Source organism: Streptomyces sp. NPDC047072, assembly GCF_040643855.1.
Taxonomy (GTDB): domain Bacteria; phylum Actinomycetota; class Actinomycetes; order Streptomycetales; family Streptomycetaceae; genus Streptomyces.
In genome coordinates, this window is sequence record NZ_JBEYVC010000089.1 from 1 (window position 1) to 24,067 (window position 24,067).

A 24,067-nucleotide genomic window follows, 5' to 3' on the forward strand; every position below is an offset into this window, starting at 1 on the left:
TTTTGTGGTCTTTTGGTGTATCATAAAAATCCGGGCCCTGGGCGCCTGGGGCCCGGCTCCTCGGATGTCGCCGGGCCCCTCTTACGCGTCTGCCTAGAGCGCGCCGAAGCCCACCTTGCGGGGGGCCGGCTCGCCGAGTTCCACGTAGGCGAGGCGGTCGGCCGGGACCAGGATCTTGCGGCCGTGCTCGTCCGTGAGGCTGAGCAGCTGCGACTTTCCGGCGAGCGCCTCGGCCACCACGCGCTCGACCTCCTCGGCGCTCTGACCGCTCTCCAGAACGATCTCGCGCGGCGCGTGCTGCACGCCGATCTTGACCTCCACGGCTATGTCCCTCCGACGGTCAGTGAAGTGCGCGACCTACCGCGCCGTACGCAGCACACATTAGCCCGGTGAGGGGACGTACACGCTCCGCCGGGGCACGCCAACAGCGAACAGCGAGCGGGAACAAACGGCCGCCACGCGCGTGTGCGTGTCGACGGCCCTCACGCGCGCGTCTCAGTGGTGGTCGATGCCGTGCAGCGGGAAGCCCGCGATGCCGCGCCAGGCGAGCGAGGTCAGCAGCTGGACCGACTGGTCGCGCGGGACGCTGCGGTCGCTGTGCAGCCAGGAGCGGGCCACGACCTGCGCGAGGCCGCCGAGCCCGGACGCCAGCAGCATGGACTCGGCCCGCGAGAGGCCGGTGTCCTCGGCGATGACGTCGCAGATCGCCTCCGCGCACTCATTGGTGACCTTGTCGACGCGCTCGCGCACCGCGGGCTCGTTGGTCAGGTCCGACTCGAAGACCAGGCGGAAGGCGCCGCCGTCGTCCTCGACGTACGCGAAGTACGCGTCCATGGTGGCCCGCACGCGCTGCTTGTTGTCGGTCGTCGACGCCAGAGCGCTGCGCACGGACTGGATGAGGGACTCGCAGTGCTGGTCCAGCAGCGCGAGATAGAGGTCGAGCTTGCCCGGGAAGTGCTGGTAGAGCACCGGCTTGCTGACGCCGGCCCGCTCGGCGATGTCGTCCATGGCGGCCGCGTGGTAGCCCTGCGCCACGAAGACCTCCTGGGCGGCGCCCAGCAACTGGTTCCGTCGGGCCCGACGCGGCAGGCGCGTCCCCCTCGGGCGTGCCGCCTCTGTCTGCTCGATGGCTGTCACGCCGCCTCCCAATGTCGTCCACATGCGGTGTGCGCCGCGCCGCCATCGTACTTTTCGGTAACCCCGGTGTGCGCGGTGCGAGCGCAGAATTTCACGGACCGGACGGCGGCGAAAGCCGTCCAAAGGTTTCGAACGGGGAGCTGCCGGGCACGGGCCGTCCCGTTCCTGGTCAGAGGTGGTCCGAAAATCGTTCTGATGAGTGCTTTTCCGGGTGCTCTTCGATCCGAGTGCTTTTCGGACGGTGCCGTCACCGATAGTCGTCCTCGTCGATCGAGACGACCCGGGCCTGTTCGATGAGGTCGGCCTCGTCGGCCCGGTCGGCGTCCACGCCGGTCAGCGGGTCGTCGCGGTCGGGCCTGATGTCGGTGTGCTGCTCGGCGGCGTCGACCTCGGGTGCCTCGACGTCGAGCTCCATGGCGTCGTCCGCCTCGAAGGACTCGGGGTCGGTGGGGTCGTCGTAGGCCATCGCGGGCTCCCTTCCTAGAACGTCCCTGTGACACAGGGGGCCACATGCGGGTGCCCTCGGTACGAGCCTAGGAGACACACGATCTGGACGCCATGCGATGTGCTCGCCCCTCGGGAGGGGCTCTGTCCCGTACTGGCCATGTTCTGTACGGCTCTGTTCTGTACATGTTCGCCTTGTGACGCCGAACACATGAACCACGGCGTGATCGTCTCGTAACATTGGCGCATGTCTTCGACCGAGCTGCCCTTCGTGCCGCCCGCCACCGTCCTCCCCAAGGTGGCTCCCGTCCGGGTCGGCGAGGGCGAGAAGCTCCGATCGGTCGGGCTGCCGGGGATCACGCTGACGGTCCGTTCGAGGCCCCCCGCGCGCGAGGGGCTCCCACCCGCGCTCTACGTCCACGGCCTGGGCGGTTCCTCGCAGAACTGGTCCGCGCTGATGGAGCTGTTGCAGGACGACGTCGACGGCGAGGCCGTCGATCTGCCGGGCTTCGGCGACTCCCCGCCGCCGGACGACGGCGACTACTCGATCACCGGGCACGCGCGCGCGGTGATCCGCCATCTCGACGCCTCCGGCCGCGGGCCCGTGCATCTGTTCGGGAACTCCATGGGCGGCGCGGTCTCCACGCGCGTGGCGGCGGTCCGGCCCGACCTGGTGCGCAGCCTCACGCTCGTCTCGCCCGCCCTGCCGGAGATCCGCGTCCAGCGCAGTGCCGTGCCCACGGGGCTGCTGGCGGTGCCCGGCGTGGCCCGGCTCTTCACCCGGTTCAGCAGGGACTGGACGGCCGAGCAGCGGGTCCGCGGGGTCATGGCGCTCTGCTACGGCGATCCCGGGCGGGTGACGCCGGAGGGCTTCCAGCACGCGGTCGAGGAGATGGAGCGGCGGCTGCAACTGCCGTACTTCTGGGACGCGATGGCGCGTTCCGCGCGCGGGGTGGTGAACGCGTACACGCTGGGCGGCCAGCACGCGCTGTGGCGCCAGGCCGAGCGGGTCCTCGCACCCACGCTGCTCGTCTACGGCGGCCGGGACCAGCTCGTCGGCTTCCGCATGGCCCAGAAGGCGGCCCGCACCTTCCGGGACTCCCGCCTGCTGACCCTGCCGGAGGCGGGGCACGTGGCGATGATGGAGTACCCGGAGACGGTGGCCGGGGCGTTCCGTGAGCTTCTCGCGGTGACGGGGGGTTCTGGTTCTGGCGCGGGTGCGGAAGGTGCGGAGGGCACGGAGAGTGCCGAGGCTTCCGGGGGACGCGGCGGCTCCGGTCGTGATCGTGGTTCGACGGTTGCGGGAAGCTGAGGCGCGGCGTGGGACGCCACAGTCGACGCGGGCCGGCTCCCAAGGGCGGGGCGGGTAAGGGCGGTTCGGGGCAGCCGGGGGCGGGCGCTGGCTCCGGTGCCGGTGGCAAGGGTGCCGGTGGGGAGGCGAACGGTCGCGGGCGAGCTCCGGCCCCGCGGTCGCAGCCACAGGCCCAGGCCCAGACCCGGGCTCAGGCGGCGGCCCGACAGGCGGCACCTGGGGCCTGGTCCGCGGGCGCCGGGGCATCGGGTCGTGGGGGGCCGAGGCCGGGCACGCCCGGGTACGGCGGCCCCGGCCGCGAGGGCACGTCGTACGGCGTCCCGGGACGCGGTGTCCCCGACTACGGCACACCCGACCACCGCTCTCCCGACCACGGCACCGCCGGACGCCCGCCGCGAGGCCCGTCCGGGTACCCGCCACCCGGCCCGAGCGCCCCAGGCGTGCCGAACGGCACCCCGGCGCGCGGCTTCCCACGCCTGCCCGACGGCACCCCGGCGCGAGGCGCCCCGCGGTTCGCCGACGGAACCCCCGCTCACGGCTTTCCGCGTCTGCCGGACGAAACCCCGGCTCACGGCTTTCCGCGTCTCCCGGACGGGACGCCCGCTCACGGCTTCCCACGCCTGCCCGACGGAACGCCCGCTCACGGCTTCCCTCGGCTCCCGGACGGGACGCCCGCCCACGGCTTCCCGCGGCTTCCCGACGGCACTCCGGCTCGCGGCTTTCCCCGGCTGCCGGACGGCACCCCCGCGTACGGCTTTCCGCAGGTTCGTGGTGGGCATCCCGAGCAGCGGGGGAGCGGGGGCGGCCGGGGTGACCTGCGGGGGCAGGGGCGCGGTGGGCCCGGGGTCGCTCCGCCTCGCCAAGGGCAGGGGCCGGGACAGCGGCAGCGGGTCGGTGGGCGGTCCGCGCAGGGCCCCCGGCAGGAGTACCTCGACGCCTTCGCCGAAGGGGCCGGTCCCTTCGGCGACAGCACCGGCGACTTCGCGCCGCCCCGAGGATCCGGCCCGAACACCCGGACGCGGACCGCCACCTCCGTCCATCCAGAGGGCCCCTACGACCGGTCCGCCCAGGACGCCGAGGACACCCCTCCCGTCGACCCCTCGGCGACGGCCAAGGCCGGCAAGGGCCGTACGTTCACCGGTATCGCGGCCGCCGCCGTCGTCACCGTGCTCGCCGTCGTCGTGGCCGGACAGGTCGCGGACGGCCGTGGCACCGGCACGCGCACCCAGTCGGCGACCGACCGCGCGCGGGACGCCCGCGACTCCGCCGCCGGAGCCGGACAGCCGGCCCCGTCCGCGTCGGCGAACCTGACGACACTGACGTACGCGCAGAAGATGGCCACGAAGTACCCGCTCAGCGCCAAGCTGGACGGCTCGGGGAAGTTCGACGCGATCCCGGGGATCGCCAAGGCGCCCGGCAAGGGACAGAAGTTCACCTACCGCGTGGACGTCGAGGAGGGACTCGGCCTCGACGGCACCCTCTTCGCCGACGCCGTGCAGAAGACGCTCAACGACAACCGCAGCTGGGCCCACGACGGCGCCCGCACCTTCGAGCGCGTCGGCTCCGGCAAGCCCGACTTCGTGATCACGCTCGCCAGCCCCGGCACCACGGCCGACTGGTGCGCCAAGTCCGGCCTGGACACCACCGAGGACAACGTCTCCTGCGACTCCGCCTCCACCGAACGAGTGATGATCAATGCGTACCGATGGGCGCAGGGATCAAGTACATACGGTGATCGGATCCATGCGTACCGCCAGATGTTGATCAACCATGAGGTCGGCCACCGGCTCGGCCGCCACCATGTGACGTGCGACAAGGACGGCCAGCTCGCCCCGGTGATGCAGCAGCAGACCAAGTTCCTCGACCACGACGGGATCCACTGCCGGGCCAATCCCTGGCCGTATCCCGGGAGTTGACAGATGGCGCATAAGTCACATTGACATGGGGTTGATCGGTCGTACATATTTCTGCCCATGTGGTCTAGTCATCCTGCCGAGCGAAGCGCCGCCATCGAGCTGGCGCTCATCGGCGTGACCGCACTCTGCGTGGCCGACATCGACTGTCGCTGACGCCCGCCCCTAGGCGCGCGTCGCGAATTCCACCTTCTCCGTGACCAGGTCACGGTTTTTCGACGACCCGACGCCGGGGCAGACGTCCGTCCGCATTCGTCTCACCCTTCGTCAATTCGTCTCAAAAATTGAGACACGTTCCTTGAGAGGTCGTCTCCGATGCGTCATCCGTCCCTCAGAGCACGCCGCGTGGCCGCGGTGTCCGTAAGCCTGGTGCTGGCAGCGGGCGCCGCCGCCTGCGGGCCGAAGGACAACGATGCCAAGAGTTCCGGTGGCGACTCCGCGCCCCACAAGGGCGGCACCCTCACGGTCCTGAACTCCGACCCGCAGGAGGACTTCGACCCGGCCCGCCTGTACACCTCCGGCGGCGGCAACGTGCCCTCCCTGGTCTTCCGTACGCTCACCACCCGCAACCGCGAGAGCGGCGCCGCCGGCGCCAAGGTCGTCCCCGACCTCGCCACCGACACCGGGCGCCCCAACAAGGACGCGACCGTGTGGACGTACACCCTGAAGAAGGGCCTCACGTACGAGGACGGCACCGCGATCACCTCCGCCGACATCAAGTACGGCATCGAGCGCTCCTTCGCGCCCGAGCTGTCCGGCGGCGCCCCCTACCTGCGGGACTGGCTGGTCGGCGCCGCCGACTACCAGGGGCCGTACAAGGACAAGAAGGGCCTCGCGGCGATCGAGACGCCCGACGACCGCACGATCGTCTTCCATCTGAACAAGCCCGAGGGCGAGTTCCCCTTCCTCGCCACGCAGACGCAGTTCGCGCCGGTCCCGAAGGCCAAGGACACCGGCACCAAGTACGAGGAGCACCCGGTCTCGTCCGGCCCCTACAAGGTCGTCGAGAACGAGAACGACGGTGAGCACCTCGTCCTGGAGCGCAACACGCACTGGTCCGCCGCGACGGACGCCGAGCGCAAGGCGTACCCGGACAAGATCGACGTCCAGTCCGGGCTCGACTCCTCGGTGATCAACCAGCGGCTGTCGGCGTCCCAGGGGGCGGACGCGGCCGCGGTCACCACGGACACCAACCTCGGCCCGGCCGAGCTCGCCAAGGTGACCGGCGACAAGGAGCTCGCCTCGCGCGTCGGCACCGGGCACTTCGGCTACACGAACTACATAGCGTTCAACCCGACGGTCAAGCCGTTCGACAACGCCAAGGTGCGCCAGGCGATCTCGTACGCCGTCGACCGCTCCTCCGTGGTCAACGCGGCCGGCGGCACCGCGCTCGCCGAGGCCGCCACCACCTTCCTGCCGAACCAGAAGTCCTTCGGCTACGAGCCGTACGACCTCTTCCCGGCGGGCGCGACCGGCAACGCGGCCAAGGCCAAGGAGCTGCTGAAGGAGGCCGGTTACCCGAACGGGCTCACCGTCACGCTGACCCACGACAACGCCCAGAACTTCAAGACCAGCCCCGAGATCGCGACCGCGATCCAGGACGCGCTCAAGAAGGCCGGCATCACGGTCAAGCTCCAGGGCCTGGAGGACAACAACTACTCGGACACGATCCACAACGTGAAGACCGAGCCGGGCTTCTTCCTCTCCGCGTGGGGTGCCGACTGGCCCTCCGGCGGCCCCTTCCTCGCCCCGATCTTCGACGGCCGTCAGATCGTCAAGGACGGCGCGAACTTCAACACGGGCCTGCTGAACGACAAGTCGGTCAATGCCGAGATTGACGCGATCAACAAGTTGACCGACCTTGACGCGGCCGCCAAGCGGTGGGGTGCACTGGACAAGAAGATCGGCGCGCAGGCGCTGACCGTCCCGCTGTTCCACCCGGTCTACAAGCGACTCGTCGGCAAGGACATCCGCAACGTCGTCATCAGCGACTGGACCGGCGTCCTGGACATCTCGCAGGTCGCGGTCAAGTAACCCGATGAGCGAGGCACTTGTCGCCACCGAGGTCCCCGAGGCAGCCGCTTCGGGGGCCTCGGGGGCTCGTCAGTTCTGGCGGCGGCTGCGGGCGCAGCGCGCCGCCCTGGTCGCGGCCGCCGTCGTCGCACTGCTCGTCCTGGTCGCGATCGCCGCGCCGCTGCTCACGGCGATCGAGGGGCAGGACCCCACCACCTACCACCCGGCACTCGTGGACTCCGCGCGCGGAGGCGTGCCCATAGGCTCCTTCGGCGGCGTGAGCGCCGACCATTGGCTGGGCGTCGAACCCCAGACCGGCCGCGACCTGTTCGCGCGCCTGGTCTACGGCGCCCGGATCTCCCTGGGCGTCGCCCTGGCCGCGACCGCCATCCAGGTCCTGCTCGGTGTCGTCGTGGGCGTCACGGCCGCGCTCGGCAACCGATGGGTTGATCAACTGTTGAGCCGGATCACCGACATCATCGTGGCCCTGCCGCTTGTCATCATGGCGCTGGCGCTGCTGGCCATCGTGCCCAGCGACTTCCCGCGCCCGGTGCTGGTCGCCCTCATCATCGGCTTCGTCGCCTGGGGGACCATCGGCAAGATCGCGCGGGCCCAGACGCTCACCCTCAAGGAGCTCGACTACGTGGCCGCCGCCAGGCTCAGCGGCTGGAGCACCTGGCGGATCGCCCGCCGGGAACTCCTGCCCGGCCTCGCCGCACCCGTCATCACCTACGCCGCGCTCATGGTGCCCGCCAACATCGCCATCGAGGCGTCCCTGTCCTTCCTCGGCGTCGGCGTGAAGCCGCCGACACCGTCCTGGGGACAGATGCTCACCTCGGCCAACGTCTGGTACCAGGCGGCCCCGCAGTACCTGCTGCTGCCCGCGAGCGCGCTCTTCGTGACCGTCCTCGCGCTCACCGTCCTCGGTGACGGCGTCCGCACCGCCCTCGACCCGCGCGCGGCCTCCCGGCTGCGCGTCGGCACGGGCAGCAGGAGCGAGGCCAAGGCCGGCGAGGAGGCCACCTCATGAGCGGCTTCGCCGGATTCGCGCTGCGCCGCACCATTGGTGCCCTGATCACCCTGCTCGCCATCTCGGTGCTCGTCTACGTCGTCTTCTACGCCACCCCCGGCAACGTCGCCCAGATCACCTGCGGCCCGCGCTGCTCCCCGGAACAGGTCCACCAGGTCGCCCAGCAGCTCCGGCTCGACGACCCCCTGTACGTGCGCTACTGGCACTTCCTCCAGGGCATCGTCGTCGGCCACGACTACTCCACCGGCACCTCCATGGAGCACTGCTCGGCGCCCTGCCTCGGGCTGTCGTACCAGAGCGACCAGCAGGTCACGCAGATCATCCTGACCAAGCTGCCCGTCAGCCTCTCGCTGGTGTTCGGCGCGATGGTGCTCTGGCTCCTCCTGGGCGTCGGCACCGGGATCCTCTCCGCCTGGCGGCGCGGCCGCCTCTCCGAGCGCGCGCTGACCGGCATCACGCTCGCGGGCATCGCCACGCCGGTCTTCGTGATCGGCCTCGTGCTGATGATCGTGGTCTGCGGCCAGCTGGAACTGCTGCCCTTCCCCGAGTACGTCCCCTTCACCGACGACCCCGAACAGTGGGCCTGGGGCCTGCTGCTGCCCTGGTTCACGCTCGCCCTCGCCGAAGCGGCCTACTTCGCGCGGCTCACCCGGGCGTCGATGCTGGAGACGCTCGCCGAGGACCACATCCGTACCTTCCGGGCCTACGGCGTCGGCGAGCGGTCCATCGTCGGCCGGCACGCCCTGCGCGGCGCGCTCGCGCCGATCATCGCCCTGAACGCCAACGACTTCGGCAGCGCGGTGGGCGGTGCCGTCCTGGTCGAGTCGCTCTTCGGGCTGCCCGGCATCGGCCAGGAACTCGTCCACGCCGTCACCGTCGTCGACCTGCCGGTCGTCGTCGGCATGGTCCTGGTCATCGGCTTCTTCGTGGTCCTCGCCAACGCCGTCGCAGACGTCCTGTACGCGGTGGCCGACCGACGGGTGGTGCTGGCATGAGTCTGGTGCACGTCACCGACCTGACCGTCGAGTTCGGCGCGCTGCGCGCCGTCGACGGCCTCTCCTTCACCCTGGAACAGGGCGCCGCCCTCGCCGTCGTCGGCGAGTCCGGCTCCGGCAAGTCCACGGTCGCCTCGGCCCTGCTCGGGCTGCACCGCGGCACGGGCGCGCGCGTGAGCGGCTCGGTCGGCGTCGCCGGCACCGACGTACAACAGGCGTCGGAGGACGCGCTGCGGCGGCTGCGGGGCGCCAAGGCCGCCATGGTCTTCCAGGACCCGCTGTCGTCCCTGGACCCGTACTACGCGATCGGCGACCAGATCGCCGAGGTGTACCGCGTGCACACGCGTGCGTCGCGACGAGCGGCACGCGCGCGTGCGGTCGAGGTGCTGGACCGGGTTGGAATTCCGGACGCACCCCGCAGATCCCGGTCCCGGCCGCACGAGTTCAGCGGTGGCATGCGCCAGCGCGCCCTCATCGCCATGGCGCTCGCCTGCGAGCCCGAGCTGCTGATCGCGGACGAGCCGACCACCGCGCTGGACGTGACCGTCCAGGCCCAGATCCTCGACCTGCTGCACACGCTGCGGGAGGAGACCGGGATGGGCCTGCTGCTCGTCACGCACGACGTGGGTGTCGCCGCCGAGAGCGTCGACGACGTGCTCGTCATGCGGCACGGCAGGGCCGTCGAGCGCGGCCCGGTCGCGACCGTGCTCGGGGCGCCGGCACAGCCGTACACCCGCGAACTGCTCGCCGCCGTCCCGCGCGTGGACACGCCCCGGGAGCCCTCCGCGGTGCCCGAGGAGAGCGCCGAGGTCGTGCTGGAGGCCACCGGCCTCCGGCGCGAGTTCGGGCGCGGCAAGAAGGCCTTCGCGGCCGTCGACGACGTGTCGCTGACCGTGCGCCGGGGCGAGACCCTCGGCGTCGTCGGCGAGAGCGGCAGCGGCAAGACCACCCTCGGCCGGATGCTCGTCGGGCTCCTGGCGCCCACCGCGGGCGAGGTCCGTGACGACGGGCACGCGCGCGTGGGCGTGAACCCGGCCGTCCAGATGGTCTTCCAGGACCCCGTCTCCTCCCTCAACCCCCGCCGCAGCGTGGGCGAGTCCATCGCCGACCCGCTGCGCGCGCGGGGCGAGCGGGACGAGAAGGCGATCAGGGGGCGCGTACGGGAACTCCTGGAGCGTGTGGGGCTCGAAGGGGCGCACTACGACCGCTACCCGCACGAGTTCAGCGGCGGACAGCGCCAGCGCGTGGGCATCGCGCGGGCGCTCGCGGCCGACCCGCGCGTCATCGTCTGCGACGAGCCCGTCTCCGCGCTCGACGTCACCACCCAGGCCCAGGTCGTCGCCCTGCTCGACGAACTGCAACGGGAACTCGGGGTCGCGCTGGTCTTCGTCGCGCACGACCTGGCCGTCGTCCGCCAGGTCAGCGACCGCGTCGCGGTGATGCGGCGCGGCCGGATCGTCGAGGAGGGCCCCGCCGACGAGGTCTACGGCAACCCCCGGGACCCGTACACCCGGCAGCTCCTGGCCGCCGTACCGGCGCTCGATCCCGAGGTCGCGGCCCGGCGCCGGAACGCCCGGCGGGAGCCCGCCGCGACCTGACGTTCCGTGTCCGCATGATCTCTTAGCGCGACCGAACGCGACCCGCACGGGAAAGTTACGAGCGTTCACCCCTTCTGGTGGCGCGATGGACAACCGTCCGTCGCGCCACCGTCTTGTCCGCATACGTTCGTCCCGCTGCGAGCCGCCGGGCAGGCGGCGGCTCCCCATACGGGAGAACGGGGGTGCGCTCGTGCGCATCGGACTGCTTACGGAGGGTGGCTATCCGTATGTGAGCGGTGACGCCGGACTCTGGTGCGACCGGCTCGTGCGCGGGCTCGAGCAGCACGAGTTCGACATCTACGCGCTCAGCCGCGGCGAACGCCAGGAGGACGAGGGCTGGGTCTCACTCCCGCCGCAGGTCAACCGGGTGCTCACGGCGCCGATGTGGAGCGCCGAGGACGACGGCGTGGTGTACGGACGCCGGGCGCGCCGTCGCTTCGCCGAGGCGTACGGGGAGTTGGCGGCGACCCTGGCCGCGGGGGGCGTCGAGGGGGCCGAGTCCGTAGAGGGCGTCGAGCAGGCGCCGACCGCCGAGGCGGACCGTTTCGCCAACGCGCTGTACGGACTCGCCGAACTCGCCCGGGACGAGGGCGGGCTGGTCGGGGCGCTGCGCTCCGAGACCGCCGTACGCGCCCTGGAGCGCGCCTGTCGTGCGCCCGGCGCCCGGCAGGCGGCGCGCGAGGCGCGCGTACCGGATCTGCTCGCCGTGGCCGGACACCTGGAGCGCGCCCTGCGCCCCCTCTCGCTCGACTGGTACGAGGACGACGGCCTCGGCGCGGTCGACCTGTGCCACGCGGCCTCCGGCGGCCCGGCCGCCCTCCCCGGGCTCCTCGCACGGCACTTCTGCGGCACGCCCCTGCTGGTGACCGAGTACGGCGTACGGCTGCGGACGCACTATCTGGCCGAGACGGAGGCCTCGCCCGCCGTGCGGACCCTCCTGGCCGCCTTCCACGGCCGGCTCGCCGCCGAGACCTACCGGCGGGCCGCCCTCGTCACCCCGGGCAACACCCACGCCCGCCGCTGGCAGGAACGCTGCGGCGCGGACCGCGAGAAGCTGCGCACGGTCTACCCCGGCATGGACGCCTCCCGGTTCACCGAGGTCGGCGAGTCGGCGGAGTGCGCGGACCCCGACACGCTGGTGTGGGTGGGGCGCATAGAACCCGCCAAGGACCTGATCTCGCTCCTCCACGCCTTCGCGGACATCCGCAAGGAGGAGCCCAAGACCCGGCTGAGAATCATCGGCACACCCGCCGGTTCCGAGGGTGCCGCCTATCTCGGTCACTGCCGGGCGCTGGCCGCGCAGCTCTTCCCCGACGAGGCCGACGGGCTGCATGCCGTCGGCGACAACCCCGTCTCCTTCGAGGAGATCGGCGGGCCCGAGGTACCCGGTGTGGCCGACGCGTACGCCGCGGGCGCCGTCACCGTCCTGTCCAGCGTCGTCGAGGGCTTCCCGATCGGTCTCGTCGAGGCCATGTTCTGTGCCCGCGCGACCGTGTCGACGGACGTCGGCGCCGTCGTGGAGGTCATCGGCGGCACTGGGCTCGTGGTGCCGCCGCGCAATCCCCGGGCGCTCGCCGAGGCGTGCGTGTCGCTGTTGCGCGACCCCGAGCGTCGTGAGCGCCTGGGCGCCGCCGCGCGCGCCCGAGCGCTCGAACTGTTCACCGTGGAACAGAACATCACGGCATTTCACAGCATTTACCTGGAGATCGTCTCGAGTACGCCCGTCCGCCGGGTCGTCCTCGACGGCACCGGCGAGCCCCTGCCGTTCGCCGCGCCCGCCGAGTCCCACGTCCCCGGCCGCTGGACCTGCCACGCCACCCGCCTGGTGGCCCGCGGCGGCCCCACCTGGGCCTCCGGCCCGGCGCCGACATCCCTCACGGCCACGGAAGGAGCGGCCGGATGAGCGACGTCGACGAGGGCGGGAGGGATGAGGCGGCCGTGACGGGCGAGGTGGCCGTGAGGGACGAGATGGCCGTGAGGGAAGCGGCCGTGGGGGACGAGGCGGCTGCGTTACGGCGGGAGCCGGATGCGGACGCCGTACGGGATGAGAGGGGGCCGAATTCGGGGGAGCCAGAGGTTTCGGTGGACGCGCCGGGGGAGCCGAGCGTGCGGCTTGACGAGGTGGCCGGAGAGGCCGTCGCGCGTGCCGCCGAGGTGGCCGACGACGTGGACGCACGCGTCCCGCAGGCGGCCGCGAACGTGCCCTCCGCCCGTGCTTCGGAGGTGTCCCCCGGGCGGCGGACGGCCACCGCCGCCCCTCGCCGTTCCACCGCCGTGGACCCCGTCAAAGCCCTGATGCACCGGCACCGTGAGCTGTGCGAGCGGGCCGTGGACCCCCTGGAGATCGCCGCCGGGCTGGAGGCCCACGGCGTCACCGACCGCACCGCCACCCGCTTCCGGCACCGGGACGTCTTCTCGCTCGCCGAGGAGATGTACGCCCGGGTCCCGAGGGACGGCGAGACCGCCCCGCACCCCCCGGCCGACAGGACCCCACGAGCCCGCGCCGACTGGGCGCTGCTCGCCCTCCTTCCCGGCGCCCTGTGCGCGGCCACCGTGGCCGGCGTCCAGCTCACCCAGGGCCGGCCCCGCCTGATCGCGGCCATGCTCGGCGTCCTTGCCGTCTCGCTCGCCGTACGCGCGGCCCTGTCCCGCGGCCCGCTCGGCCCCTCCGACCGCGTCCCCCCGACCGGCTCCGCCGCCTGGACGTACTGGCTCCTCGCCTACGCCGTCCTCGGCGACGGCCTCCTCCGCGAGGCCCTGGCCGGCGGCCCCGACGCCCTGCCCACCGGCGCCGCGGACGCTCCCTGGCCCATGGCCACCGCCCCGCTCCTCGCGCTGACCCTGTCCTGCGCCCCCGCCGCCTGGACCGCCCACCTCTTCACGGCCCGCGCCCGCCGCAAACTGACCGTCAGCCGAGGCCTGGAGGACTTCGCGGCCTCCGTACGACCCCTGCTGCTCGGCACGTCCGCCCTGTACCTGTGCGCCCTCACCGCCCTCCTCGCCCTCACCGGCACGGTCCTCGACGAACCCGTCCCCTACGCCCAGGCCACCGCCCTCGGCGCCCTTCTCTACCTGGCCCGCCTCCTCACCTCGCACGGCTTCACCCACGCCCCCACCGTCGTCCTCACCGCCGCCACCGCGGCCGAGGCGACCGCCCTGGCCGCGATCTTCGGCTCCCGCCTGCCGGGCTGCGCCTTCCTGGCCGCACCGGTGGACGCCCTCGTGGACCTCTGGGGCCCCGGCGGCATCCCCACCCTGGCGTGCGCCCTCGGCGCCCTCGCCCTACTGGTCCACGGCATCCGCAAACTCACGCGCGCATCGGCCCACGCACCGACGGAGACCCCGTGCTGACCCGGCTCCGCGCCAGGCGGCCTGTGTCGAACCGGCTCCGCGCCAGGTGGCCCGTGTCGAACCGGCTCTGCGCCAGGTGGCCCGTGCTGACCCGACCCCGCCCCAGGAACCCGGAGCTGCCCCGGCCCTGCTCCGGGGGCCCCGCGCTGCCCAGACCCCGCCCCACGGAGGCGCCGTGCCGCTGACCGGACCTCGCCCGACACACCCGCCGTAACCGCGCCCCCACACCAGCCGCCCCCCCCACATGGCCGCCCCAGGCAACCCCGGCGCACCGCCGGAGGCACCCGCATCGCCCTGCCCGAAGGAGAACCCCGAATGACCACCTCCCGACCCGCCCCCCAGGCCCCGGGAGCGGCCCGATGAGAGTCCTGCTGATCGGAGCCAACGGCTACCTCGGCCGCTTCGTCGCCGACCGTCTGCTCGCCGACCCCGCCGTCCAGCTCACCGCCCTCGGCCGCGGTGACGACGCCGACGTCCGCTTCGACCTCGCGTCCGGCAGCCCCGGTGCCCTCACCCGCTTCCTCGACGCGGTCCACCCGGGCGTCGTCATCAACTGCGCCGGTGCCACCCGGGGCGGCGCCCGCGAACTCACCCGCCACAACACCGTCGCCGTCGCCACCGTCTGCGAGGCCCTGCGTCGCAGCGGCTGCGGCGCCCGGCTCGTGCAGATCGGCTGCGGCGCGGAGTACGGCCCCAGCCAGCCCGGCTCCTCCACAGCGGAGGACGCCGTGCCGCGCCCCGGCGGCCCGTACGGCGTCAGCAAACTCGCCGCCACCGAACTGGTCCTCGGCTCCGGTCTGGACGCGGTCGTCCTGCGCGTCTTCTCCCCGGCGGGCCCCGGCACCCCGGCGGGCTCCCCGCTCGGCCGGCTCGCCGAGGCCATGCGCCGAGCCATGCAGTCCGGCGACGGCGAGCTCAAGCTCGGCGGGCTCGGCGTCCAGCGCGACTTCGTCGACGTCCGCGACGTGGCCCGCGCGGTCCACGCCGCCTCGCTCTCCGCCGCGCAGGGCGTCATCAACATCGGCTCGGGCCGCGCGGTTCGCCTGCGCGACGCCGCAGCCGTCCTCGCCAGGGTCGCCGGATACGGCGGCGCGCTCCACGAACTCGACGGCCCGCCCGGCCCGTTGCGCGCGGCCATCGGCCACCCCCGCTCCGAGTCCGACCACGCGGCCCCGACCGCGTACCCGTACCCCGACGGCTGCGGCAGCTGGCAGCAGGCCGACGTGCGCACCGCGCGGGACCGGCTCGGCTGGCGCCCCCGGATCAACCTGGAGGAGTCCCTCGCCGACATCTGGATGGAGGCGGCATGCCGCATCTGACCAGTACGCAGACCAGCACCGCGAGTACCGAACTGCGCACCGGCTTCGGTGTCCCCGGCTTCGCCCACCCCCTGGTCGCGCCCGCCGAGTGGGCCGAACTCACCCGCCCCGGCACCCCCTTGCACTGGGCCGTCCTCGATGTCGCCGACGGCCCCGGCGCCCGCCCCGACCCGCACTGCCTCGAAGCCGCCGGCCGGCTGCGCAACGCGGGCGTCCGCGTCCTCGGCCACCTCGACACCACCTACGGCGCCCGCACCTTCGGCGAGCTGGTCTCCGAGGCGCAGCGCTACCTCGACTGGTACCAGGTCGACGGGTTCCTCCTGGACCGCTGCCCGACCGAACGCGCCACCCTCCCCGAGATCCGCCGCACGGTCACCACGCTGCGCGCGATCCGCGACGACGCCCACATCGTCCTCGGCCACGGCACCCACCCGCACCCCGGCTACGCCGAGAGCGCCGACCAGTTGGTCACCTTCTCCGGGCCCTGGAGCGACTACCGCTGGTCGCAGGTGGCGGAGTGGACCGCCGACTACCCGCCCGAGCGCTTCTGCCACTTCGTCCACGGGGTGCCCGGGCCCCACCTTGAGGAAGCGCTCCGGATCGCCCGCTGGCAGGGCGCCTCCACCATCTGGTTCACCGACCGGACCGACCGCGGCGGACGCGTCGATCCCTGGGAGACGATGCCCGGCTACTGGGACGACCTCGTCTCGCGGATCGGGACGGGTGTCTCGGAATGAAAAAGCCCATGGCAGTGTTACGGGGAGAACAACTGTAGTGATAGACCGACCAACGGAGTCCCCGTGTCGCTGCCACCCCTGGTCGAGCCCGCTTCCGAGCTCACCGTAGACGAGGTCCGCAGGTACTCCCGCCACCTGATCATCCCCGACGTCGGGATGGACGGGCAGAAGCGGCTGAAGAACGCCAAGGTGCTCTGTGTGGGCGCCGGCGGCCTGGGCTCGCCGGCGCTGATGTACCTCGCCGCCGCGGGCGTCGGCACGCTCGGCATCGTGGAGTTCGACGAGGTCGACGAGTCGAACCTGCAGCGGCAGATCATCCACAGCCAGGCCGACATCGGCCGCTCCAAGGCCGAGTCCGCCCGCGACTCCGTCCTCGGCATCAACCCGTACGTGAACGTGATCCTCCACGAAGAGCGGCTCGAGGCCGAGAACGTGATGGACATCTTCAGCCAGTACGACCTGATCGTCGACGGCACCGACAACTTCGCGACCCGCTACCTCGTCAACGACGCGGCCGTACTGCTCAACAAGCCGTACGTGTGGGGCTCGATCTACCGCTTCGACGGCCAGGCCTCCGTCTTCTGGTCCGAGCACGGTCCCTGCTACCGCTGCCTCTACCCGGAGCCCCCGCCGCCGGGCATGGTCCCCTCCTGCGCCGAGGGCGGTGTCCTGGGCGTGCTCTGCGCGTCCATCGGCTCCATCCAGGTCACCGAGGCCATCAAGGTCCTCACCGGCACCGGCGAGCCCCTCGTCGGCCGCCTGATGATCTACGACGCCCTGGAGATGCAGTACCGCCAGGTCAAGGTCCGCAAGGACCCGAACTGCGCGGTCTGCGGCCCGAACGCGACCGTCACCGAGCTCATCGACTACGAGGCCTTCTGCGGCGTCGTCTCCGAGGAGGCCCAGGAGGCGGCCGCCGGCTCGACGATCACTCCCAAGCAGCTCAAGGAGTGGATCGACGACGGCGAGAACATCGAGATCATCGACGTCCGCGAGATCAACGAGTACGAGATCGTCTCCATCCCGGGCGCCAAGCTGATCCCGAAGAACGAGTTCCTCATGGGCACCGCCCTGGAGACCCTCCCGCAGGACAAGAAGATCGTCCTGCACTGCAAGACGGGTGTCCGCAGTGCGGAAGTCCTCGCGGTCCTGAAGTCCGCGGGCTTCTCCGACGCCGTGCACGTCGGCGGCGGTGTGATCGGCTGGGTCAACCAGATCGAGCCCGACAAGCCGGTCTACTAGACACACGCTCTCCGGGGAGGGGCTCGGCACCTGGTGTGCCGGGCCCCTTTCCGCTGCCCCGACCGGGGACGCGGAGCCTAGGAGGCGCAGACCTTGCCGTCCTTCGGCACCGTCCCCTTCAGCAGATACGCGTTCACCGTCGAGTCCACGCAGTCGCTCCCGCTGCCGTACGCACCGTGGCCCTCGCCCTTCCAAGTGAGCTCCACGCCGACCCCCGCGCCCAGCTCGTCCGCCATGTTCCGGGCGCCCTCGTACGGTGTCGCCGGGTCGCCCGTGTTGCCGACCACCAGCACGGGTGCCGCACCCGGGGCACTCACCTCCGGGGTCTCGTACTGCCCGGCCACCGGCCAGTCGTGGCACCAGCCGGCCGCGTCCCAGCCGAGGAAGGGCCCGAACACGGGCGAGATCTTCTCGAACTCCGGCAGCAGCCGCTTGGTCTCGGCGAGCGTGGGTCGCTGCTTGTCGTCCAGACACGATATGGCCCGTTGGGCGTGGGTGGTCGTGCCGTAGTGCCCCGAGGCGTCGCGGTCGTTGTAGCCGTCGGCGAGCGCCAGCAGCTCCGATCCGTCCCCCTCCTCGGCGCTCTCCAGGGCGCTGGTCAGGGTGGGCCAGCTGTCCTTGCTGTACAGCGGCAGGACGATGCCGGTGAGGGCGAGCGACTGGGTCAGCTTCCGCTCGGACGAGGTCGGCAGCGGGTCCGTGTCGATCCGGTCCAGCAGGTCCACGATCTTCCGGGTGCCCTGCGCGGGGTCCTGACCGGTGGACTTCAGGTAGTTGTCCAGCGCGCGCTGGAAGCCCCGGGCCTGGTTCTCCGCGTGTCCCACGGCGTCGGCCTTCGGGTCGACGACCGCGTCCAGGACCAGCCGTCCGACGTTCTTCGGGAACAGGTGGGCGTAGACGCCGCCGAGTTCGGTGCCGTAGGAGATGCCGAAGTAGTTGGTCTTCCGGTCGCCGAGGACCTGGCGCATCAGGTCCATGTCGCGGGCGGTGTCCGTGGTGGAGACGTGCGCGAGCAGCTTGCCCGCGTCCTTCCGGCAGCCCTGCCCGAACTCCGAGGCGTCCCGGAAGTACGCCTGCTCCTCCGCGGGGGTGTCCGGGGTGATGTCCACGGCCTCGGACGCCTGGACGTCCTTGTCGCTCCGGCAGCGGATGCCCTCACTGGAACCCGTCCCGCGCGGGTCCCAGCTCACCAGGTCGTAGCGCTCCCGCAGGGCGGAGACGGTGGCGGCGTACGCGGGCATCGTCGAGACGCCCGACGCGCCGGGCCCGCCGAAGTTGAACAGCAGCGAGCCGATGCGGTCGTCACCGCGGGCCTCGGCGCGGATCAGTGCCAGGCCGATCGTCTCGCTGTCGGGCTTCGACCAGTCCAGCGGCACCTTCAGCGTGGCGCACCGCCAGTCGCTGCTCGGTGTGTAGCCGTCCTCCGACGCCTTGCAGCGCTCCCAGTCGAGTCGCTGCGAGGTGAGCGCGGAGGGCAGTGCCTTCGCGTCCGTCGTCGTGGACGAGCCTCCCGACGGCCGCGCGCCGTCGGACCGCTCGTCCCCCGAGCCTCCGGACGAGCCTGTGCTGCACCCCGCTGCCAGCATCGCGGCGGCAGCGGCCAGCGCCGCCCACCGTACGCATCGCGCCATCACATGTCCCCCCTCGCAGGCCGTCCGCACCGTGCAGCGGATGGCTGTCCGGCCATGGTAGGCCGATCAAGCGACCGCCGCTCCGGCCTGTGGATAACTCTCTGACCTGCGCATTTCCGGTGCGGTCCGGCCGGTCTCTACGAGCAGACCGTCCCCGCCGCCGGCACCTTCCCGTTCAGGAGGTAGCCGTTCACCGCGGTCTGGACGCACTTGTTCCCGCTGTCGTACGCCCCGTGCCCCTGGCCCTTGTAGGTCAGCTCGACGCCGACGCCGGTGCCCAGCGCGTCCACCATCTTCCGGGCCCCCTCGTACGGGGTGGCCGGGTCACCGGTGTTGCCCACGACGAGGATCGGGGCGGATCCGGGCGCGCTGACGTCGGGGTGGTCGGCGGCGCCCGCCACCGCCCAGCCGGTGCAGCTGAGCATGCCCCAGGCCAGGTAGTCCCCGAACAGGGGAGAGGCGGCACGGAACTCGGGCAGTCTCTGCTCGACCTGGGCGGTGGTGTAACGCGGTTTCTCGTCGGCGCAGTTGATGGAGACGTTGGCGGCGGTGAGGTTGCTGTACTCGCCGTTCTGGCTGCGCCCGTTCATCGCGTCGGACAGCAGCATGAGAACCGAGCCGTCACCGTCGTACGCCCGCTCCAGACCGTCGGTGAGGTACTCCCAGAAGTCCTTCGAGTACAGCGCCTGGGCGATGCCGTTGGTCGCGGCGGTCTGGGTCAGCAGCCGCTGTCCGCTGCCCGGGACGGGCTTCCTGTCGAGGTCCGCGAGCAGCTTGGCGATGCGGCTCTCGACGTCCTGCGCGGTGTCCCCCAGCGGGCAGTCCTCGGTGCGGGAGGTGCAGTCCGCGGCGAAGTTGTCGAGCGCGAGCTGGAACCCCTCGGCCTGTCCGAGCGAACCCTGCTCGGAGTCCTGCGTGGGATCGACCACCGCGTCGAAGACGGCGCGCCCGACGTTTTTCGGGAACAGGTGGGCGTAGACGCCGCCGAGTTCGGTGCCGTAGGAGATGCCGAAGTAGTACAGCTTCCGGTCACCGAGGACCTGGCGCATCAGGTCCATGTCGCGGGCCGCGTCCGTGGTCCGTACGTGCGGCAGGACCTTCCTGGAGTTCTCCTCGCAGGCCGTGTTGAACTCCTTGGTGTGGCTCACCAGCGCCGCCCGCTCGGCCGCCGTGTCGGGGGTGGCGTCCTGCTGGAAGTACGCGTCGAGCTGAGGGTCGTTCAGACACTCCACGGGCGCGCTGCGACCGACTCCGCGCGGGTCGAAGCTCACCAGGTCGTACCGGGTGCGCAGGGGCGCGTAGTCCGTGCCGAAGGCGGGGAGCGTGGTGACGCCGGAGCCGCCGGGCCCGCCGAAGTTGAAGACGAGCGAGCCGATGCGCCGCTTCTCGGATCCGCTCGCCTTCGCCCGGATCAGGGCGAGGCCGATCGTGTCCCCCTCGGGCTTGTTCCAGTCGAGGGGCGCCTTCAGGGTGGCGCACTGCCACTCGGCGCCGCCCGGCAGGGGTGACGGGGCGTCACCGCCGCCCTCGGCCTGGTCGGGCGCCGGGCAGTCCTTCCAGCTCAGCTTCTGGGCCGACAGGTCCTCGTCGTCCTTGGAGCCGCCGCCGCAGCCCGCCAGCACGGACGACAGCAGCAGGACGGTGGCGGTCAGCGCGGCGACACGCGGGCGAGGGGGTTTCGGCATGCCTCCATCCTGCGGTCACGCGCGGGGGAACGCTCGGGGCGCGCGCCGTAAGAGGTACGCCTCACGGCCCCGAAACGCACCGCTTTCGGGGCCTCACAGCGCGCCCTTGCGGGAGAGATGGTTGAAGGCCAGCCAGCCGGGCAGCACCGGCAGCCACAGGGTCAGCAGCCGGAACAGCAGTACGGCGGGGGCGGCGACCTCCTTGGGCAGTCCCACGGCGATCAGACCGACCGTCAGGGTCGCCTCCACGGCGCCCACTCCGCCCGGTGTCGGGGCCGCCGATCCCAGCGCGTTGCCCGCGAGGAAGACGACGGCGACGCTGGCGATGCTCAGCGAGGTCCCCTCTTGGCCGAAGGCGCGGATCGAGGCGTCCAGGCACATCACGAAGCAGGCCGTCAGCAGCAGCATGCCGCCGATGCCGGTGACCAGCTTCTGCGGCCGCTGCAGGACGTCCAGCATGCGCGGTACGACGCCCGCGAACAGCGACCGCACGCGCGTGACGACGAACTTCCTCAGGAACGGCACGGAGGTGACCACGAGCACGAGGACCGCCACCGTCAGCAGCCCCGCGATGACCGTCCGGGACGGCGACAGCGACGGCGTCTTCTCGGTGCCTGTCAGGTAACCGAAGGACAGCAGCATCAGGATGTGGCAGCCGAGCCCGAACAGCTGCGAGGCGCCGACGCTCGCCACCGCGAGGCCGGGCCGCACCCCCTGGCGTTGCAGGAAGCGGGTGTTGAGCGCCACGCCGCCCACCGCGGCAGGGGCGACGATCTTCACGAAGGAACCGGCGACCTGGGCCGCGACCGTCCGCAGGAACGGCACCCGCTCCGGCACGAAGCCCAGCAGCGCCATCGCCGCCGCGAAGTAGCTGCCCGCCGAGAACAGCACGGCCGCCGCGACCCAGCCCCACTCGGCGTTCTCGATGAGCGGCCCGAACTCGATGTGGGTGAGCTGCGTCAGCAGGAAGTACGCGCCGATGGCACCCGCGATGAAGCTCATCAGGGTGCGCGGCCGCACCCGCTCCAGGCGGGCCGGCTCGACCGGGGCCTGCGGCCTGATCAGCAGCACCTCGTGGCGGATCTGCGTCAGCAGGTCCTCCTCGCGCGCTTCCTCGATGGCCTCGTCGATGGCCCGCTTCTCGGCCCGGGCCTCCGCCTTGACGGTCTTCTTGTCGGGCTTCTCCAGGACGGGCCTGACGTCGTCGGAGGCCTCCGCCAGGCGGTCCTGCTTGGCCAGCCGGGACGCCTCCAGGACCGCCTCGCGCTCGCGCTGCGCCCGCTCCCGGCCGAGTCTGCGCAGCGTCGCGCGCGTGGAGCGCGACAGCGCGATGGGCTGGAGCATGGGGAGGCAGTCGGCCACCGCGTCGGGCCCGAGGACGCCGACCGCCGAGGCCACCGCGCGCTGTGCGCCCACCCGCAGCCCCAGGGTCGTCACCAACTGGGCGACGTCCATGCGCAGCAGCAGGGCGCTGGCCGCGATCTCGCCGCCGCGCAGATCGGTGAGGACCACCGCGCCGGAACGATCCACCAAGATCGCGTCACCCGCCAGCCTGCGGTGCGCGATGCGCCGCGACTGGAGCGACTGCACCTGGCGCCAGGTGCTGCGCAGCAGGTCGTCGGTGATCTCGTCCTCGGCCAGCGAGTCGAGCGTGCGCCCACCGGTGTGCTCGTAGACGAGCATCACGGCGTCGGGGCCGAGTTCGGAGGTGGCGATCAGCTTGGGCGCGTTGGCGCCGGCCGCGATGGCCGCGTACGCGAGCAGCGCCTCCTGCTCCAGCGCCTGCCGCAGCGACTGGAGGCTGCTGCGGGTGGCGAAGCCGCGCAGGGTGAGGTTGCGCCACGCGCGGTAGAAGAACCCCTGGGCCTGCTGCTCGCGGTCGACCACGGTGACGTCCAGCGGTGGGCCGTCCTCCAGGGTGACGAAGTAGCGCCGGCCGCGGTCGCCGTTCTCCGTGACCTCCGAGAGGTCCTCGCGGGACGCGCTCACCGGGTGGAAGCCGACGGTCCTGAGCCCTGCCATGAGGGTCTGCCCGGTGGGGCGGACATTGGGCGAGCCGACCGCATAGAGCGTGCCGTAGGCGACCGTCCAGCCGATCAGCACCGTCAGGATGATCGAGAACGGCGTGGTGTAGCCGGTGACGAGCATCGAGAACGCGTCGAGGCACAGCACGATCCACAGCACCGCCCGCCAGCGCGGCCTGCGGGACATGCCGACGGCCGTCATATAGGCGATGACGGGCGCCAGATAGCCGTGCACGGGATCGGTGAGGGCGTGGATGTCGCCGGGGGAGGGCTGGGTGAGCGCCTCCTGGATGGAGTCCGGGGCGGCCTTGGCGACCCACAGGTCGGTGGCGAGGGTCACCCCGTGGGCGAGCACGGCGGCCAGCACGCCGTCGGCGATGCGCAGTCCGTCGCGCTTGATCAGCCGCTCGATCGCGAACGCGACCGGGACCAGCAGGATCGCGATGCTGGAGGCAAGACCGGCGATCTTGATGAGCAGGTCGGGTGCCTGGCCGGTGCCCTTGTTGATGTCCTGTTCGAGGCCGGAGGTGGTGCCGTGCGCGAACGCGGCGATCGCGAGCAGCACGACCACGGCCAGCACGCCGACCAGGAGCCGCATCAGGTCCGAGGGCCGGTGCACGCGCGCGGGGAGCAGCGGTTCGTCGCCCTCGACCTCGTCGGTGTGCACCTCGTCGTCCCCGTCCACGGCCGGTTCGGGCGCCTGCTCGATGTCCTTGCCGGCGGTGTCTGGGCGCGACGGGACGTCAGAGGTGCTCTCCGCGTCCTCCGGGTGCGCACCCTGTGGCTTCATCGTCTCTTCTTGATCTCGTATCACCAGTCACCGCCCGCACGATGGTGGCATGCCCCACCGACACGCGAGGGTGTCAGGGTGCACATGCGGGGGCGCACAGTCTGCCCGAAGCGCCGTCCGCGGGCGAGGGATACGCACGGTCGCGAGCCCGTCACATTGTCGGTGGGGTGGGGCAGGATGGGGCGGATGAGCGAGCAGAGCCTTCCTCGGGACGCCCACCCGGAGTACGCGGACACCCTGCCGGAGTACGCCGAGCGGGTCCTCGACGTGGCCGAACGGATCCCGCCCGGGCGCGTCATGACCTACGGCGACGTCGCCGAGTGGCTGGAGGAGGGCGGTCCCCGGCAGGTCGGCCGGGTGATGGCCCTGTACGGGTCGCCGGTGCCGTGGTGGCGTGTCGTGCGCGCGGACGGGGTCCTGCTGCCGGGCCACGAGCTGGAGGCGCTCGGCCACTACCGCGTGGAGGGCACGCCGCTGAAGGAGGCGAGCAGGGCCGCCGAGGGCCATCTGCCGCGCCTCGACATGAGACGGGCGCGCTGGGACGGCGGTGAACGCGCGGAGGGTCACACCTGACAGCTTCCGCCATCGGGCGGGCCCGAGGGGACCCTGAGACCCGTACGGGGGAAAGGGGGCACGTCCGTGGCATGCCGTACGTTCGTGGGGCGAGGGACGTACGGGTCCGCGGTGTCGTGAGTGCTCCCGGAGAACCATGGGAAGAAGGGGAAGCCCTGCTTCCGCTCCACTCGTCGGCGTAGCGTCGGCGGCACGCGTCCCCCTCACCCCCCGCCCACCGCCCTGCACGCGCGGCGGGGCGCCCAACAGCACACCCACCAGGACCGGCGAACC

General features: G+C 72.0%; 19 protein-coding genes. 13 read left to right on the forward strand and 6 right to left on the reverse strand.

What is annotated here, in order from left to right; all coding sequences use genetic code 11:
• Nucleotides 1-93 precede the first annotated feature (93 nt).
• From ABZ896_RS30960 to ABZ896_RS30970, 3 genes are all read right to left on the reverse strand, one after another.
• Nucleotides 94-321 (reverse strand): DUF3107 domain-containing protein, encoded by a 228-nt coding sequence (locus ABZ896_RS30960; protein WP_360936321.1) that lies wholly within the window; start codon nucleotides 319-321, stop codon nucleotides 94-96.
• Nucleotides 322-495: 174 nt separating this feature from the next.
• On the reverse strand, nucleotides 496-1,137 hold the full coding sequence (locus ABZ896_RS30965; RefSeq protein WP_360936323.1) for a TetR/AcrR family transcriptional regulator: 642 nt from the start codon (nucleotides 1,135-1,137) through the stop codon (nucleotides 496-498).
• A 247-nt stretch (nucleotides 1,138-1,384) separates the two neighbouring features.
• Entirely contained in the window at nucleotides 1,385-1,603 is a 219-nt protein-coding gene (locus tag ABZ896_RS30970) for a hypothetical protein (protein ID WP_360936325.1), read from the reverse strand.
• 225 nt (nucleotides 1,604-1,828) lie between these two features.
• Here ABZ896_RS30970 and ABZ896_RS30975 point away from each other — a divergent pair, with 225 nt between their 5' ends.
• The 12 genes from ABZ896_RS30975 to moeZ all read left to right on the forward strand — a co-directional run bounded on the left by ABZ896_RS30975 (nucleotide 1,829) and on the right by moeZ (nucleotide 17,091).
• Nucleotides 1,829-2,893 carry an alpha/beta hydrolase gene (locus ABZ896_RS30975; RefSeq protein ID WP_360936327.1) on the forward strand — a complete coding sequence of 355 codons (1,065 nt, stop codon included), beginning with the start codon at nucleotides 1,829-1,831 and terminating at the stop codon, nucleotides 2,891-2,893.
• A 548-nt stretch (nucleotides 2,894-3,441) separates the two neighbouring features.
• On the forward strand, nucleotides 3,442-4,809 hold the full coding sequence (locus tag ABZ896_RS30980; RefSeq protein ID WP_360936380.1) for a DUF3152 domain-containing protein: 1,368 nt from the start codon (nucleotides 3,442-3,444) through the stop codon (nucleotides 4,807-4,809).
• 57 nt (nucleotides 4,810-4,866) lie between these two features.
• Nucleotides 4,867-4,962 carry an Ms4533A family Cys-rich leader peptide gene (locus ABZ896_RS30985; RefSeq protein WP_360936329.1) on the forward strand — a complete coding sequence of 32 codons (96 nt, stop codon included), beginning with the start codon at nucleotides 4,867-4,869 and terminating at the stop codon, nucleotides 4,960-4,962.
• 159 nt (nucleotides 4,963-5,121) lie between these two features.
• Nucleotides 5,122-6,840, forward strand: a complete 1,719-nt coding sequence (locus tag ABZ896_RS30990; RefSeq protein ID WP_360936331.1) for an ABC transporter substrate-binding protein — start codon at nucleotides 5,122-5,124, stop codon at nucleotides 6,838-6,840.
• Nucleotides 6,841-6,844: 4 nt separating this feature from the next.
• Nucleotides 6,845-7,849, forward strand: a complete 1,005-nt coding sequence (locus ABZ896_RS30995) for an ABC transporter permease (protein ID WP_360936333.1) — start codon at nucleotides 6,845-6,847, stop codon at nucleotides 7,847-7,849.
• A complete protein-coding gene (locus tag ABZ896_RS31000; RefSeq protein WP_360936336.1) occupies nucleotides 7,846-8,844 on the forward strand; it encodes an ABC transporter permease in 999 nt (332 codons plus the stop codon). Before ABZ896_RS30995 ends, ABZ896_RS31000 begins: the two co-directional genes overlap by 4 nt.
• On the forward strand, nucleotides 8,841-10,442 hold the full coding sequence (locus ABZ896_RS31005; RefSeq protein WP_360936338.1) for an ABC transporter ATP-binding protein: 1,602 nt from the start codon (nucleotides 8,841-8,843) through the stop codon (nucleotides 10,440-10,442). The genes ABZ896_RS31000 and ABZ896_RS31005 overlap by 4 nt, the downstream gene beginning before the upstream one ends.
• A gap of 190 nt (nucleotides 10,443-10,632) precedes the next feature.
• Entirely contained in the window at nucleotides 10,633-12,345 is a 1,713-nt protein-coding gene (locus ABZ896_RS31010) for a DUF3492 domain-containing protein (protein ID WP_360936340.1), read from the forward strand.
• A complete protein-coding gene (locus ABZ896_RS31015) occupies nucleotides 12,342-13,793 on the forward strand; it encodes a hypothetical protein (RefSeq protein WP_360936342.1) in 1,452 nt (483 codons plus the stop codon). Before ABZ896_RS31010 ends, ABZ896_RS31015 begins: the two co-directional genes overlap by 4 nt.
• 359 nt (nucleotides 13,794-14,152) lie before the next feature.
• Nucleotides 14,153-15,112, forward strand: a complete 960-nt coding sequence (locus tag ABZ896_RS31020; RefSeq protein ID WP_360936344.1) for an NAD-dependent epimerase/dehydratase family protein — start codon at nucleotides 14,153-14,155, stop codon at nucleotides 15,110-15,112.
• Entirely contained in the window at nucleotides 15,100-15,849 is a 750-nt protein-coding gene (locus ABZ896_RS31025; protein WP_360936346.1) for a spherulation-specific family 4 protein, read from the forward strand. Before ABZ896_RS31020 ends, ABZ896_RS31025 begins: the two co-directional genes overlap by 13 nt.
• Nucleotides 15,850-15,912: 63 nt before the next feature.
• Nucleotides 15,913-17,091 (forward strand): adenylyltransferase/sulfurtransferase MoeZ, encoded by a 1,179-nt coding sequence (gene moeZ, locus ABZ896_RS31030; RefSeq protein ID WP_360936348.1) that lies wholly within the window; start codon nucleotides 15,913-15,915, stop codon nucleotides 17,089-17,091.
• Between the two features lie 77 nt (nucleotides 17,092-17,168).
• Here the strand turns inward: moeZ and ABZ896_RS31035 are convergent, their stop codons facing one another.
• From ABZ896_RS31035 to ABZ896_RS31045, 3 genes are all read right to left on the reverse strand, one after another.
• Nucleotides 17,169-18,722 (reverse strand): alpha/beta hydrolase, encoded by a 1,554-nt coding sequence (locus tag ABZ896_RS31035; protein ID WP_360936349.1) that lies wholly within the window; start codon nucleotides 18,720-18,722, stop codon nucleotides 17,169-17,171.
• Between the two features lie 137 nt (nucleotides 18,723-18,859).
• A complete protein-coding gene (locus ABZ896_RS31040) occupies nucleotides 18,860-20,407 on the reverse strand; it encodes an alpha/beta hydrolase (protein WP_360936351.1) in 1,548 nt (515 codons plus the stop codon).
• A gap of 93 nt (nucleotides 20,408-20,500) precedes the next feature.
• A complete protein-coding gene (locus ABZ896_RS31045; RefSeq protein ID WP_360936353.1) occupies nucleotides 20,501-23,221 on the reverse strand; it encodes a lysylphosphatidylglycerol synthase domain-containing protein in 2,721 nt (906 codons plus the stop codon).
• Between the two features lie 186 nt (nucleotides 23,222-23,407).
• On the opposite strand from ABZ896_RS31045, the gene ABZ896_RS31050 reads away from it, so the two are divergent.
• Entirely contained in the window at nucleotides 23,408-23,794 is a 387-nt protein-coding gene (locus ABZ896_RS31050; protein WP_360936354.1) for an MGMT family protein, read from the forward strand.
• Nucleotides 23,795-24,067: the final 273 nt, after the last annotated feature.

Excerpts from the sequence above, each read along its gene's own strand:
- ABZ896_RS30995 (WP_360936333.1), top strand. The coding sequence starts at position 6,845 with ATGAGCGAGGCACTTGTCGCCACCGAGGTCCCCGAGGCAGCCGCTTCG.
- ABZ896_RS31000 (WP_360936336.1), top strand. The coding sequence starts at position 7,846 with ATGAGCGGCTTCGCCGGATTCGCGCTGCGCCGCACCATTGGTGCCCTG.
- ABZ896_RS31015 (WP_360936342.1), top strand. The coding sequence starts at position 12,342 with ATGAGCGACGTCGACGAGGGCGGGAGGGATGAGGCGGCCGTGACGGGC.
- ABZ896_RS31035 (WP_360936349.1), bottom strand. The coding sequence starts at position 18,722 with ATGGCGCGATGCGTACGGTGGGCGGCGCTGGCCGCTGCCGCCGCGATG.
- ABZ896_RS30990 (WP_360936331.1), top strand. The coding sequence starts at position 5,122 with ATGCGTCATCCGTCCCTCAGAGCACGCCGCGTGGCCGCGGTGTCCGTA.
- ABZ896_RS31025 (WP_360936346.1), top strand. The coding sequence starts at position 15,100 with ATGCCGCATCTGACCAGTACGCAGACCAGCACCGCGAGTACCGAACTG.
- ABZ896_RS31040 (WP_360936351.1), bottom strand. The coding sequence starts at position 20,407 with ATGCCGAAACCCCCTCGCCCGCGTGTCGCCGCGCTGACCGCCACCGTC.
- ABZ896_RS30970 (WP_360936325.1), bottom strand. The coding sequence starts at position 1,603 with ATGGCCTACGACGACCCCACCGACCCCGAGTCCTTCGAGGCGGACGAC.
- ABZ896_RS31005 (WP_360936338.1), top strand. The coding sequence starts at position 8,841 with ATGAGTCTGGTGCACGTCACCGACCTGACCGTCGAGTTCGGCGCGCTG.
- ABZ896_RS31020 (WP_360936344.1), top strand. The coding sequence starts at position 14,153 with ATGAGAGTCCTGCTGATCGGAGCCAACGGCTACCTCGGCCGCTTCGTC.
- ABZ896_RS31050 (WP_360936354.1), top strand. The coding sequence starts at position 23,408 with ATGAGCGAGCAGAGCCTTCCTCGGGACGCCCACCCGGAGTACGCGGAC.
- ABZ896_RS31045 (WP_360936353.1), bottom strand. The coding sequence starts at position 23,221 with ATGAAGCCACAGGGTGCGCACCCGGAGGACGCGGAGAGCACCTCTGAC.
- ABZ896_RS30975 (WP_360936327.1), top strand. The coding sequence starts at position 1,829 with ATGTCTTCGACCGAGCTGCCCTTCGTGCCGCCCGCCACCGTCCTCCCC.
- ABZ896_RS30985 (WP_360936329.1), top strand. The coding sequence starts at position 4,867 with ATGTGGTCTAGTCATCCTGCCGAGCGAAGCGCCGCCATCGAGCTGGCG.